Source organism: Rhizobium sp. RU35A, from assembly GCF_900156005.1.
Classification (GTDB): Bacteria; Pseudomonadota; Alphaproteobacteria; order Rhizobiales; family Rhizobiaceae; genus Neorhizobium; species Neorhizobium straminoryzae.
This window is the reverse complement of the sequence record NZ_FTMR01000009.1, coordinates 46,198-59,917: the sequence shown is the minus strand read 5'-3', so window position 1 is coordinate 59,917 and position 13,720 is coordinate 46,198. Positions and strand designations below refer to the sequence as shown.

Sequence of the window (13,720 nt, the reverse complement as noted above, 5' to 3'; positions counted from 1 at the left end):
CAAGGGTATTTTATAGATAATTTGAGGATTCAGATAAAACATCGGGAAGATGGCGGTGGGAGGCAGGCCTGTGCACGTGCCGGGTGGATGTGCGGCGAGCAGGAGTTTTGGGGGAGAGATGACGGCGGTGGCGGGAGAGCGCGCTGGAAAGGATAACGGCCCACTCGGTGGATGCAGCCCCCTCATCCGCCCTTCGGGCACCTTCTCCCCGAGGGGAGAAGGCAGGGAGGATGCCGCTCGCTACATTTCCTTAAGCACTTTTTTTCAACGGTATTGAATGGTGACAGCCATTCGAACCGCTGTGACTTTAGGGTGGCAAGGCCGCCACACATCCCTTCTCCCCCACGGGGAGAAGGTGCCGGCAGGCGGATGAGGGGGCGGCACCCGAAACCGATCAGGCCTGCCGGAGCCAAACCTGCGGGCCGCGCGACCAAGGCTCACTTCTACCAATCTCAAAATTATCTATAAAATTTCATCCGATGATCGCAAACGCATCGCGGGTCGCGCCGCCGGCGGTCGCGACGGGGCGGCGGCCGATCCATTGGACGTGGCGGGAAAGGATGGTGCAGGCGGCATCCACCTCGCCCTGGCGCAGCGCGGAGAGAATGGCCTGGTGGTCGTGGTCGGTCTGGGCTTCCCAGTTGGAGCGCCAGGCGGCGAACAGGAAACGGGCGCTTGCCTGATGCAGGTCGTCGATGGCGGCCAGCAGGCGCGGCATGCCGCAGGGGGTGACGATCAGCCGGTGAAAACGGCGGTTCGCCTCCTCCCAGCTGCGCACGTCGCGCGAGGCGTCGCCGGCGCGCGTCGCCTCCTCGGCGGCATCGAGAATGGCGGGCGTCAGGTGGGCGGCGGCGTGCTTCAGCGCCAGCACCTCCAGCGCGGCGCGCATTTCCGCCACTTCCTTGACCTCGGAGAGCTGGAAGGAGGCCACGCGCACGCCGCGGCGCGGCTCGCTGACGGCCAGCCCCTGCGCCTCCAGCCGGCGAAAAGCCTCGCGCACCGGCACGTGGCTCGCCCCGAATTCCTCCGCGATATGATCCTGCCGCAGACGCGTGCCGGGCGCGATCGCGCCGGCGATGATCCGGTCGGCCAGCGTGCGGCTGATGCGAACCGCAAGCGTCTCTTCTTTCTTTGCTGCGCTCATGGCGCCTTGATAGGCCGCGCGCGGCCGCTTGTCGATTGGGCAAACCGCCTCATTCGGTCAGCCGCCCGCGACGCCGGATGAGCGCCGGCCCCGCCACCAGCGCCACGCAGAGCACGGAGACGAGGAAGATCGCCCCGGACATGGCATAGATCGTCGGCGACGCCCCGGCATTCATCTTGCCGAACAGCACCACCGGCAGCGTGTTCTGCCGCCCCGCCAGATAGAAGGCGCGGGTAAACTCGTTGAGCGACAGCAGGAAGGCGAAGAGGAAGGCGCTGACGAGGCCGGGGCGGATCAGCGGCAGGGTGATGTCGAGGAACTGCCGCAGCCGCCCGGCGCCGAGATCGGCCGCCGCCATCAGATAGCTGCGCTTGACCACCGACAGGCTGGTGAGAATGACGATGAAGGCAAAGGGCAGCGCCCAGAGCAGGTGCCCGCCGATCACCGTAAGCATCGAGGCCTTGATGCCGGCGCGCTGGAACACAGCAGACAGCGCCAGCCCCTGGATGACGCCCGGCACGAACATCGGCAGAAGCACGGTGAGGAACCAGGCGGTGCGGCGCCTATGCAGTTCGCGATGCGCAAGTGCGGCGAGAAGTGCAAGCAGCGTCGCGACAAGCGCCGTCACCAGCGCGATCAGCAGCGACTGTTCGAGCGCCGCGATCAGCTGATTTTCACCGCCAAGCGCCAGATACCATTTGACGGTGAGATCGGAGAGATGCGGCAGGCCGGGCTGCAGCGCCGGATTGAAGGAAACGCCGAGCAGGTAAAGTGGCGGCGCATAGATCACGATCAGGCCGAGCGCCGTGATCGTCCAGATCGCCAGCCGCGAGAGGGTGCCTTCCGTCTGCATCATGCATCTCCCTCGCCAAACAGGCGGGCAAGGCCGAAGCGCGCATTGCCCGCCAGCACCAGCCCGAACACCACGGCAAGCACCACGGTGGAGATGGCAAGGGCCAGCGGATAATTGGCGACCCGCATCACGTCGTTGATCATCACGGAGACGATGCTGGCGCCGGCCCCGCCCAGCATCTGCACTTCGGTGGAGGAGCCGGCCACCATCACGAAGACGAAGAGGAAACCGGCAAACACACCGGGAAAGGTGAGCGGCAGAAGCACGGTGCGCAGCATGGTCCAGAAGCCGGCGCCGAGATCGCGCGCCGCCTGCATCGTCACCGGGTCGACGCGGCGCATCGAAAGAATCAGCGGAAAGGTGGCAAACGGCAGATAGGAGGCAACAAGCCCGACGATCACCGCGAAATTGGAAAACAGCAGCCAGTCGAGCGGCCTGTCGATCAGCCCCGCCTCGATCAGCAGCGTGTTGATGACACCGGTGCGCCCCAGCACCAGCCGCCAGGAGAAGGAGCGGATCAGATAGGAGGTAAAGAAGGGAATGGTCATCAGGGCCAGCAGCACCAGCGACAGCCGCCGACCGGCGAGAAAATGCACCGCATAGGCCGTTGGCCAGCCGATCAGCAGGCAGATCAGCGCGGTCACCAGCGCCTTGGCAAGCGTGGAGAGGATCACCGTCCAGCGCCCGGCCTCGAGGATCGCCGCATAGGCGGCAAGGCTCATGTCCGGCCGGATCCAGTAGGTCACCGGATCCCAGGACCAGAAACTCCACACCACCACCACCATCAGCGGCACGAAGCCAAGCGCCAGGATCGCCGCAAGCGGCAGGGCGGCAAGACCGAACGTGGAAAGGAGAGTGCGGTTCATCGGCGGGCAACCTTGCGGGCGGGGGGCGGATCGGGATGGTTCATGGCGTGGCTTTCAGGGGTGCAGGATGGTGGCGCCAGGGGCTTTGGCGGGCAAGGGCTGGCGCGACGAACCCTGCCGGAAAGGCCGCTCCCTCTCGGACACCCCCACCGGTCGTCATCCTCGGGCTTGACCCGAGGATCCAGGGTCGCCACCACCGTCGGGTTCTTGCAGTGGCATCCGACGACATGGACCGTCCCTCATCATCGCGGCTGGCGGGTTTGTCGGTGGATCCTCGGGTCAAGCCCGAGGATGACGACGGAGAGGTTTTGACCGCAAAACAGGAGCCGCCACGCACCCGGAAGCCGTGGGGAACCGCCGCCGCCTGCCGATCTCCCCCCTTGAGGGGGAGATGTCCGGCAGGACAGAAGGGGGTGCGCCGCCCGGCATAAGGCCAGTCGAAAAGGCCCGCCCCTGCCCTGCCGGACAGGGTGATCCGCCCTCACGCGTTGCGCAGCTTCTGCCACCATTCCTCGTAGAGCTGGAAATTGTCCGGCCGGCAATTCTGCCAGTAGACTTTTCCGCCGAACTTGGCCTTCACGTGGTTGCCGAGCGCCTCGACGGCCTCCGGCTTGTAGGCGGAAGCGTTCTTGCGGGCATAGGCGACATTGTTGTCGGTCGGCACCAGATAGCCACGCAGCTGGCCGAGTTCGCAGCCATAGAAGCCGCCGAGCAGGCCGTTGACGAAGGCATGCGCCGCATCGGTCACGCCGCGGGTGGCCGCGCCCTTCAGCAGCACGGTGTTGTTGCCCCAGCCCTCGTACCCTTCCACGGGGGCTGCATATTCCACCTGCAGGCCGCGCTTGCGGCCCTCGTAGACGATCGGCTCCCAGCCGGTCATGGCGTCGACTTCCTCGTTCGCCACCAGCTGCACGCCCTGTTCCCAGCCATTCCAGAAGGTGCGGAACTGGCCGTCCTTCTTGTGCTTGATGAGGAATTCCATGACGAGGCCGAGTTCGGATTCGGAAAGATTGCCCGGATCCTTGATCGGCTTGTTTTCCGATTCCTTGAGATACATCGCCGTGAAGATTGCGCTGTTGATCCAGGCGTCCTCCATGGCGACGCGGCCCTTCAGCTTCTTGTCGAAGATCACGCCGTAGCTGTCGACCTTGCCGAGCTTGTCGGGGCGGTAGATGATCGAGTCGGCATTGACGACGGTCGGAATGCCGTATTGCTTGCCCTCGTGGCGCAGATACGGAATGTCCTTGGCCCACTGCCAGACGCTGTCATAGTTCGGGATCTTGGAGAGGTCCCAGGGAATGATGGCGCCCTGTCGGGCCAGTTCCTTCTCGGCGCCGCCCTGGAAACCGCCGACATCGAAGAGATCATTGGCATTGCCGGCAACGAGGCGGGCAATGACGGGGCCGACATCGTTGCCGTTGTCGGTGAATTCCGGCATCACGCCGGTCTCCTTGGCAAACGCCTGCCACTTGTCGGCAATGTCGAGCGTGGCGGTGGCCCAGAAGGCGACGCTGCCGGCCGCCCGTGCGGCGGAGGCGCCGAGGCCGGAGAGCGTTACCGCTGCCGTGCCGGCCCCCATCAGCTTCAGCAGATCGCGCCGGCCGAGATTGCTGGCCAGCGCGGAAGAGGGTGTTTTCAAAAAGTCTCTCATGTCATTCCCCTTTTTTATCAACCAGGATTGAGAGGCGTGGCGCCCCCCGGCAATGAAAGGTCATGCGGCGGCCGGCAGCCCCGCATTGGAAATCAGCATGGCGCCGCCCGGCTTCAGCCCCACCTCGACCAGATGGCCCTCGGCCGGCACGGGCTGGTCCGCCTCCAGCGACACGACCACCCGCTGCCCATCGGCAAAGGCCAGCGTCACATCGTGATGGAGACCGCGATAGCGGGTTTCCACCACCTTGAGACGCAAGGCAAGCGCATTCTTCAACTCAACATCAGAAGACGGGTGAAGAAGCAGCCGGTCCGGTCGCAGGGCAACGACGCTGTCGGCCGGCCCTGCGGGTCCGCCCATCCGGACCGGCACTTTCTCACCCGCAATCATGGCATAGGTTGCATCGGCCTCGCGGATAACACCCTGATGCGTCAGCAGCGTGTCGATGCCGACGAAGCGCGCCACGAAGGCATTCGCCGGCGCCTCGAAGAAGCGCGCCGGGGCATCGATCTGCTCCAGCCGGCCGCGATGCATCACGGCCATGCGGTCGGAAAGGCTGAGCGCCTCGTCCTGATTGTGCGTCACCAGAATGAAGGTGGCGCCGGTGCGCTTGTGCAGCCGGCCGAATTCGTCGCGCATCTGCTGGCGCAGCCGCTCGTCAAGGCCGGTCAGCGGTTCGTCGAGCAGCAGGATGCCGGGTTCCATGACCAGCGCCCGGGCAAGCGCCACGCGCTGCCGCTGGCCGCCCGAGAGAAGATTGACGTCGCGCGGACCAAAACCGCCGAGTTCCACCAGCTCCAGCGCAGACTCGATGCGGGCGGAAAGGGCGGCCCCGCGCAGCCCCTTCAGCCGCAGCCCGTAGCCGACATTCTCCGCTACCGTCATGTGCGGAAAGAGGCCGAGGCTCTGGAACACGGTGTTGACCGGGCGGCGATTGGCCGGAATGCCCGCCATGTCGCGCCCGTCGAAGGCGATGCGCCCGCCGGTCGGCGCGTCGAAACCGCCGATCAGCTTCAGAAGCGTGCTCTTGCCGCAGCCGGACGAGCCGAGAAGCGTGAAGAATTCGCCGGCCCGGATCTCCAGCGAGACCGCGTCCACGGCCCGGACGGGGCCGAAGGCGCGGGTGACGGTCTCGATCTGGATCGAAATGGCCATGGATCAGCGCTCTCCGCCCGGTGCGTCATCAATCTCGCGGATGATCATGATGCCTTCCGGCGTCAGATCCAGCCGCTGTCCCTTCAGAACCAGAGTTGTGGCGGTAGATTCCTCCACAATCAATGGGCCTTTGAGCGTCATCCCCTGCGTCAGTCGGCCGCGCTCCCAGACCGGGCAGGACACCCAGCCATCCAGCCCGCCGAAATAGACGTTGCGATGGCCGCTGGCGCAGAGCTCTTCAGCATTCCCGGCCGGCTTCTGCTTCGGCACGGCAATCACCGGGCCGCTCAGCACCGCTTCGAGATGCAGCATGGTGATCTCGATCGCCGAATGCGGCAGACGGAAGGAATAGGCCTTTTCATGGGCGGCGTGGAAGCGCTCGGCAAAGGCTTGCGCGCTCTCGCCCTTCTCGTGCAGGGTGAAGACGCCGTGTTCCTGCCCCCGGTAGCGCGCCTCGATGCGGTGGGTGAGGCGGATCTCGGCCTGCTCCCCCTTGGCGAAATAATCCACCGCCTCGCGCTCCAGCCCGGCAAAACGGCTGTCGGCACCGGCAAGCGCCGCATCATCAAGCGCGGAGAACCAGCTGGCGCGGAAATCGGCGCGCGGTTCGGCCGCCAGCATGCCCCAGGCGGAAAAGATGCCGGGATGCAGCGGCACCACGGTGGATTTCACCTTCAGTTCGCGACCGAGGCTTGCGGCAAGCGCCGGGCCTGCGCCACCGCTGATCACGAAGGCCGCATCGCGGGGATCATGGCCGCGCTGCACGGTGACGAGTTTCAGCGCATTGATCATGTTGGCATGGGCGATCTCGATGATCGACAGCGCCGCATCCTCGATGGTCATGCCGAGCGGTTCGGCCACGGTGGCAATCGCCGCGCGGGCCTTCTCCACGTCAAGCGTCATGGTGCCGCCGGCAAAGGTGGCGGGATCGAAGACGCCGATCGTCACCAGCGCATCCGACATGGTGGGTCTGTCGCCGCCGCGACCATAGCAGGCAGGCCCCGGCATGGAGCCGGCGCTTTCCGGACCGACGGTCAGGGCACCGCGACCATCGATACGGGCAATCGAACCGCCGCCGGAACCGATCTCGACGATATCCACCACCGGCACCTGCACGGCGTAGCCAGGGTTGATGCGGCTGCGCTCCAGCCGGTATTCGGCATCCAGCGTCGGGCGACTGTCATGGATCAGCGAACATTTGGCGGTGGTTCCGCCGACATCGAGCGACAGAACCTCCGTCTCGCCGATCAGCGCACCGATGCGCGCAGCCCCCGCCACACCGCCGGCCGGGCCGGATTCCACCAGCGTCAGCGGGCTCTTCACCACCTGGTCGAAGGTGGCGATGCCGCCGTTCGACTGCATGGCATAATAGGGGCAGGTCAGCTCCTGATCGGTCAGCGATTCTTCCAGCCGTTCGAAGTAATACTGGATGATCGGCTGCACATAGGCATTCATGACGACAGTGTTGGAGCGCTCGTATTCGCGCCACTGGCGCGACACCTCGTGGCTGGCGCAGATGGTCGCAAAGGGCAGCGCGTCGGCAAGAATGTCGGCGCACAGCGCCTCGTGCTCCGGATTGGCATAGCTGTGCAGGAAAAGGATCGCGACCGCATCCACCTCCGCCTTCATGCAGGCGGCGATGATCGGCTTGAGGTCGTCGAGTTCCATCGGCGTGACGACCCGGCCCCTGGCATCGATGCGCTCGCGCACCTCGAAGCGCAGGTTGCGCGGCACGAAGGGTTCCGGGCTGTGGAACTGCAGATTGTAGAGATCCGGCCGGTTGCCACGGCCGATCTCCAGCACGTCGCGAAAGCCGGCGGTGGTGACGAGCGCGGTGCGCACACCCTTGCGCTCGGTGATCGCGTTGATGACAGTCGTGCCACCATGCGCGAAGAAGGTCACGTCGCGGCGGCGCAGGCCGTCCTTGCGCTCGGCCATGGCGATGGCATCGAGCACGCCGAGCGACTGGTCGTCCACCGTCGTGAGGCTCTTGGCCGTAAACACCTCGCCGGTGCGTTCGTCATAGCCGACGAGATCGGTAAAGGTTCCGCCGACATCCGTTGCAAGCCTGATCATGGGGTCTCTCCCTGATAGCCGTAGAGTTGCCGTGCCGCCGCCTCGGTCAGCAGGCCATGGGTGATATCGCGTCTGACATGTTCGGTTTCGCGCTCTTGCGCAGGTCCCCAGCCGCCGCCGCCACCGGTGATGATGCGCACCACATCGCCCTGCGCGAGCGGAATATGCGGCTCGCGGCCGAGGCGGCGGGTTTCCGTCGCATCGGCAGGCACGATCTCCAGCCGGTTGGGCGAGCCGTCCGCGCCGCCATCGATGCCCCAGGGCGCGGTCTCGGTGCGGCCGAAGCTGCAATAGGCCGACGCGGTCTCGCCGAGGATCTCGTATTCGCGGATGATGCCGAAGCCGCCGCGCCGGCGCCCGGCGCCGACCCCACCCTCGACATTCAGGGCATAGCGGCGCACCCGCACCGGAAAACGCGCCTCGATGGCTTCGACCGAGTAGTTATAGGTATCGCCGTCGGTCAGCGCGATCAGCGCATTGGCGCCGTCGCGGCCCTCGCTGGCGCCCCAGCCGCCATGCTGTGGCTCGATATGGATGAAGGGCTGGCCGGCTTCGTCGACCCCGGAAATATAGACCACGCAGAGGCTGGAATAGGAGCCGGCGGAAAAGCGCGACGGCATCAGCGGCGCCAGCGCCTTCCAGACGAGTTCGGAGGCATGCACCGACCCTTCGTAATACCAGCCGGTCGGCGCCGGCTTTTCGGCGGTAAACAGCGTGCCGGGCGGCGCGATCACCGTCAGCGGCCGGAACCAGCCCTCGTTGGAGGGGGCCTGCGGGCCGACCAGCGCCTTGACGATGGTGCGCACCGCCGATTGCAGTGCGCCGCGCGCGCAGTTGATCGGGCCGGCGACGGACGGCGGGCAGCCGGTGAAATCGGCGGTGATCTGGTCGCCGGCAATCGTCACGGAGACCCGCACCGGGATCGGATCCGGGTTGACGCCATCGCCATCGATCACGTCCTCGGCGCTGTAGGTGCCATCCGGCAGGGCGGCAATCGCGGCACGGCTCAGCCTCTCGCTGGCGGTCAGCAGGTTTTCGAAGGCATGGGCAAGCGTGTCCGCCCCGTATTTGTCGGCGATCTCGCCGATACGGCGGGCAGCCACCCGCACGGTTGCCATCTGGGCGGTGAGGTCGCCGAGCGCAATCTCCGGCAGGCGCACGTTTTCGCGGATGATCTGCAGGATATCGTCGCAGAAGCGGTCGCCGCGGGCGATCCTGACACCCGGCAGGCGCAGCCCCTCCTGAAAGACGGAGGTGGCATTCGGCGCAAGACTGCCTGGCACCGAGCCGCCGACATCGAGATAATGCGCGACATTGATGGCATGGGCGACCAGCCTTCCCTTGTGGAAGATCGGCTTGACCACCGCAAAGTCGCAGGCATGCGTGCCGCCGGCGTAAGGATCGTTGGTCAGAAGCACATCGCCATCGACAAGATCGGCGCCGAAGCGGGCGAGAAGGCCCTTCACCTGCGTGCCGAAGGTGCCGGTGAACAGCGTGATGCCGTTCATCTGCGCCGCCAGTTCGCCCTCGGCGGTCAGCACGCCGCAGGCAAAGTCCAGCACCTCGTAGATCACCGGGCTCATGCTGGTTCGGGCCATGACGATGCCCATCTCGTCCACGGTCGCGAGCAGCTTGCCCTCGATGATTTCCTGCGTCACGGGATCGACATAACCGCCGCCTGCCAGCATGCCTCGCCTGCCCTCTGCCATTTCTGCACGAGGGCGATGCTAAGGCGGAAGGGGCAGCGGTGAACAGCCTGCCAAAAGGGTAGGCCACCCGTCCACCCGCCCCACCCGTTCGGGTGGGTTGCATCAACGGCGCAGCACACCTTTTTCCCGCGCCGTGGTGACGGCAGCGGTGCGGGTGCTGACATTCAGCTTGGTGAAGATGTTGCGCAGGTGGAACTTGATGGTGTTGTCGCTGAGATCGAGCCTGCGACCGATCTCCTTGTTGCTGAGACCGGCAGAGAGCAGGTCCAGTACGCCGCGCTCGCGATCGGTGAGCGCGGCCCCGGGAATGGCGATTTCGGACGCCATGCCCTTGACCAGAAGGTCCGGCCCTGCATCGGCGAGCATGCAGCGCTCGAGCCTCTGCCGGGCCACCACCGGAAAGGCCGGATCGGCGGCAAGCCCCCGCAGCGTCTCCATGAACGGAGCCCCCTCGATGCTGAGCGAGGCGGGATAATCGGCAAGCGGCGTCGTCGTCGCGAGATCGCAGAGCATGCTGCGCGCCTCGTCCACCCGCCCCTCGGCAAACAGCAGCCGGATGCTGACCAGCGTCAGTTCCACCGAACGCAGAAAATGCGGTTTCTGCTGCTGGTGGGTCAGCAACCAGTCCAGCGCCTCGCGCGCCTTGCCGGGCTGCCCCAGCGCCAGATAGAGCCGCGTCCACAGAAGGGCCGGCGTGGTGCCGCGCAGATGGACCGGCAGGGCGTTCAGCCGCTCGGACTGGATGAAGACGCGCCCGTAGCCGGAGCTTTCCGCCGCGCGAACCGCCTGTTCCACATCGCCGGAGCAGAGAAACAGGATGCAGCGCTCGCCATCCACCAGCCGGATCAGCCGTTCGAAGCCGCGCCGCTTGGCCGCCGCCCGCACCCGGTCGATGGAGCCATGCGCGCCGACGTGATCGCCGCTCAGCCGCAGCACCCGCTGCTGGGCCATGAAGCCAGCGGCGAGCAGATCGAACCAGGTGTCGTGCCGCTCTACATGCGGCAGCGCCCAGGCTAGCCGCTCGGCCGCCGGCGCCAGCTCGCCGCGCATCGAAATCAGTTCCGCCTTCAGCACCTGGCCGACCGCATCGAGATCGCTGCCGGCGCCGATATTGGCCTGCGCCTCCTCGATGAGCCGGTCATAGGCATTCTCCGCCTCCGCCACATCCCCGCCGAAGAAGGCCGCCTGTCCGACATGGGTATAGAGATGCATCGCACCGAAATCCGCCCCGCCATCGCGGAAGGTGCGGATCGCCAGCTGCCCGTAATGGCGGGCCCGCTCCAGATCGCTGCGGATCAGGAAATTGTAGGAGAGCATGTTGAGCGCCAGCGCCCGGTGGATCAGTTCCAGCCCCTCCTGACGCATCAGGTCGTCCTCCAGCGCGGCCAGATCGGCGGCGCTGGCGAAGTGATCGAAATAGAGCGACAGCAGGACCTTCACCACACGCAGATCCGCCGCATAGGCGGGCAGGCTGCCGACGGCGCGCTCGGCAATCGCCAGATAGTGGTTGGCGGACTCCAGTTGCCCGGCCTTGGCGCTGACCACCGAGAGGCCGAGCGTGGTCAGCGGAAAGCGTTCGAGATCGATCTCGCAGGCATGGGCGCTGATGGTCTGAAACAGCATGGTGCCGCCGCGCGTGGTGGCATAGACGCGCCGCCAGCCGCCGGCGGTCTCGACGATGCGGGCGGCGAGATCCGCACTGCCGGCCGAGAGCGCATGGCGCACGGCCTGATCGCAATCCCCCTGCCGCTCGTACCAGCGGGCCGCGCGCCGCAGCGGCGACAGCGTGTCATAGCCGCGCCGCGCCGCCATCTGCTTCAGGAAGGTGTTGAACACCGGGTGCGAGCGCATGAAACCGCCCTGCCCCGCCAGATGGGTGATCGGTAGCGCATGCTGGCCAAGGCGCTCCATGACCGCGCCCACGTCCGGCTGGTCGATGATAGCGGTAACCAGTTCGCGACTGAAGGCCGGCAGCGCGGCCGTCTGCAGGAGGAAATGCTGGATGTCGTCCGGCAGCTGCTGGAACACCTGTTCCGAAAGATAATTGCCCATCTCGGCATTGCTGCCGTCGAAGGAGGCAAGCACGGCATCCGCCTGCGGCTGCTCGCTGACCAGCAGGCGCACCATCTGCAGCGCCACCGCCCAGCCTTCGGTTCGCCGGTTCAGTTCCTCCACCTGGGCCGGCGTGAGGCCGAGGCTGCGCTCGGCAAAGAATTCCTGCGCCTCGTCGCTGGAAAAGCCGAGATCGGCGACGGTGATCTGCTTGAGTTCGCCATGCAGGCGCAGCTGCGACAGCGGAAAGCGCGGCGGGCTGCGCGAAATCAGCACCAGCTTCAGGTGGTCGAGGCTGCGATCGGCCAGGAGCTTGGCCATCAGCGTCTCGGTCGCGTCGTTCTGCGCGAGGTGATAATCATCGAGGAACAGCACCAGCGGGCGGGTGATGCGCTTGAGGCGGGTGGAGAGTATGGACAGCATCGAGGCAACCGGCAGGCTGCCGGCATCGAGGCCGCGACTGTCTTCCGGAAGGACCTGCTCCAGCGCCTCCAGAAGCGTCGCCAGGAATTGCTGCTGGTCGGCATGTTCCTGATCGAGCGCCACCCAGAGGCAGGCGATGCCCCTGGCCGACAGCGCCTCATACCATTGCTGGCCGAGCGACGTCTTGCCGTAACCGGCCGAGGCAACCACCGTCGTCAGCCGGCGCGGGCCGGACCGCTGCAGGGTCTGCAGCAGGCCGCGCCGCCGGATGGGCCTGTGGCCGCTGATCGGTGGTGCAAAACGGTTTTCGTCGCTCATGGCTGACAGCTTGCTGCGAGCCATGGCAAATGGCAAGCTGGCGAGAGTGCTGAAATGCGCTTAAACCCCTGCAAACCCTACAGAAGTTGGGGGTTCTGACAAAGAAAATTCACGTTCCTCACAACAAATGTGATCAGTCTGCGACACCGCCCAACCATCGCGAGCGGCATTCGCCACCCCGCCGGGGGCACGTGTAACGGCGGCAGGCGGCCTGCAAAATCCGCTCGCTGGTGATGGGGCCTCTCCATGGGCCGGTTTCAGACCGGCGTCGACAGGGACAGCGGCCACCACCCAGGGAGCAAAGCGGCAGGTCGGCGGTGCCGGACTCACGCCTCCCCTAGGCAACCGCCCCTGCCTCGCGTAAAGATGCCTGACAGGTTTGCAGGTCAACGGGGCAGGCATGCAGAGAACGGGGAACAGGATGGCAGAGCAGACGATGGCCGCAATACCGGCGGCAGGATCGACCGAGGCAGTGCTGGCTGCAGACGGCCAGCAGGGCAAGTCGCTCGCCTTCCGAATCAGTTCGGCGCTGCGCCAGCAACTCACGGCCGGCGCCTTTCGGGCCGGCGACCGGCTGCCGAGCGAAAGCGCGCTGACCCGCGAATACGGCGTGAGCCGCACCGTGGTGCGCGAGGCGATCGCCATCCTGCGCGCCGACGGGCTGGTGGAGGCCCGCAAGGGTGCCGGCGTGTTTGCATTGGAGATGAAGCCGGCGGAGGAACGGCCGTTCGACGACCTGACCACGGAGCGCATCTCCTCCGTGATCGAACTCCTCGAACTGCGCACGGTGTTCGAGGTGGAGGCCGCCGCACTCGCCGCAGCCCGCCGCTCGGCCCTGCAGATCGAGGCCATCGTTGATGCGCATCGCATCGTTGCCGACTGTCTCGCCGCCAGCAAGCCGACCCGCGACGCCGATTTCAACTTCCATCTCGCCATCGCCAAGGCCACCCAGAACAGCCGCTTTCCGGAATTCCTGCAGCTCATCCGCACCGGCATCATCCCGCGCGGCGACCTGCAGGGTTCACCGCCCGGCAGCCGGCCGAAGGACTACAACCTGCATCTGCAGGAAGAACACGCACAGATCGTCGACGCCATCATCGAGGGTGATGCCGAGGCCGCCCGCAGCCGCATGCGCGCGCATCTGAAGGGCAGTCTGGAACGTTACCGGGCCCTCTTGCGCAGCCAGACCGCCGCACAGCCGGACGGCGATCGCTGAGGTTCTGGCGGGGCCAGCCGGCGCGTTTCGCTCGCTCGTCCATCTCCCGAGATCCGCTCCCCAACCCTGCTCCACACGCAAACGTGCCGCCCTAGCCCTTTGGTTGGGGCGCCCCCCCGGCACGCGCCGCGATCACAGGTCAGCCAGCCCCCTCGGGCGCGGCCCCGCATCCGTTGCGCCAGGACGGGGGCAGAGCGACAACCATACCCCCGCACCCGACCTGCCGGCTTGACACCGGAAGATCCATGTGACAGGTT

At 66.2% G+C, this 13,720-nt stretch carries 9 protein-coding genes; 1 reads left to right on the top strand and 8 read right to left on the bottom strand.

Features of this window, described 5'->3' with window-relative positions; all coding sequences use genetic code 11:
- Window positions 1–472: 472 nt before the first annotated feature.
- The 8 genes from F3H95_RS19150 to F3H95_RS19115 form a co-directional block, all read right to left on the bottom strand.
- Window positions 473–1,144: a GntR family transcriptional regulator gene (locus F3H95_RS19150; protein ID WP_149747170.1), complete on the bottom strand. Its 672-nt coding sequence runs from the start codon at window positions 1,142–1,144 to the stop codon at window positions 473–475.
- A 49-nt stretch (window positions 1,145–1,193) separates the two neighbouring features.
- Entirely contained in the window at window positions 1,194–2,000 is an 807-nt protein-coding gene (locus tag F3H95_RS19145) for an ABC transporter permease (RefSeq protein ID WP_149747169.1), read from the bottom strand.
- Window positions 1,997–2,863 carry an ABC transporter permease gene (locus tag F3H95_RS19140; protein ID WP_149747168.1) on the bottom strand — a complete coding sequence of 289 codons (867 nt, stop codon included), beginning with the start codon at window positions 2,861–2,863 and terminating at the stop codon, window positions 1,997–1,999. The genes F3H95_RS19145 and F3H95_RS19140 overlap by 4 nt, the downstream gene beginning before the upstream one ends.
- 481 nt (window positions 2,864–3,344) lie before the next feature.
- The gene (locus F3H95_RS19135; RefSeq protein WP_143124745.1) at window positions 3,345–4,514 is read right to left on the bottom strand and encodes an extracellular solute-binding protein; all 1,170 of its coding nucleotides are present in this window, start codon (window positions 4,512–4,514) and stop codon (window positions 3,345–3,347) included.
- 60 nt (window positions 4,515–4,574) lie between these two features.
- Entirely contained in the window at window positions 4,575–5,669 is a 1,095-nt protein-coding gene (locus tag F3H95_RS19130; protein WP_149747167.1) for an ABC transporter ATP-binding protein, read from the bottom strand.
- Window positions 5,670–5,672: 3 nt separating this feature from the next.
- Window positions 5,673–7,745 (bottom strand): hydantoinase/oxoprolinase family protein, encoded by a 2,073-nt coding sequence (locus F3H95_RS19125; RefSeq protein WP_149747166.1) that lies wholly within the window; start codon window positions 7,743–7,745, stop codon window positions 5,673–5,675.
- On the bottom strand, window positions 7,742–9,433 hold the full coding sequence (locus F3H95_RS19120; protein ID WP_149747165.1) for a hydantoinase B/oxoprolinase family protein: 1,692 nt from the start codon (window positions 9,431–9,433) through the stop codon (window positions 7,742–7,744). The genes F3H95_RS19125 and F3H95_RS19120 overlap by 4 nt, the downstream gene beginning before the upstream one ends.
- 123 nt (window positions 9,434–9,556) lie before the next feature.
- The gene (locus F3H95_RS19115; RefSeq protein WP_149747164.1) at window positions 9,557–12,247 is read right to left on the bottom strand and encodes a LuxR C-terminal-related transcriptional regulator; all 2,691 of its coding nucleotides are present in this window, start codon (window positions 12,245–12,247) and stop codon (window positions 9,557–9,559) included.
- Between the two features lie 436 nt (window positions 12,248–12,683).
- On the opposite strand from F3H95_RS19115, the gene F3H95_RS19110 reads away from it, so the two are divergent.
- Window positions 12,684–13,463 carry a FadR/GntR family transcriptional regulator gene (locus tag F3H95_RS19110; RefSeq protein WP_143124764.1) on the top strand — a complete coding sequence of 260 codons (780 nt, stop codon included), beginning with the start codon at window positions 12,684–12,686 and terminating at the stop codon, window positions 13,461–13,463.
- The last annotated feature ends 257 nt before the right edge of the window (window positions 13,464–13,720 follow it).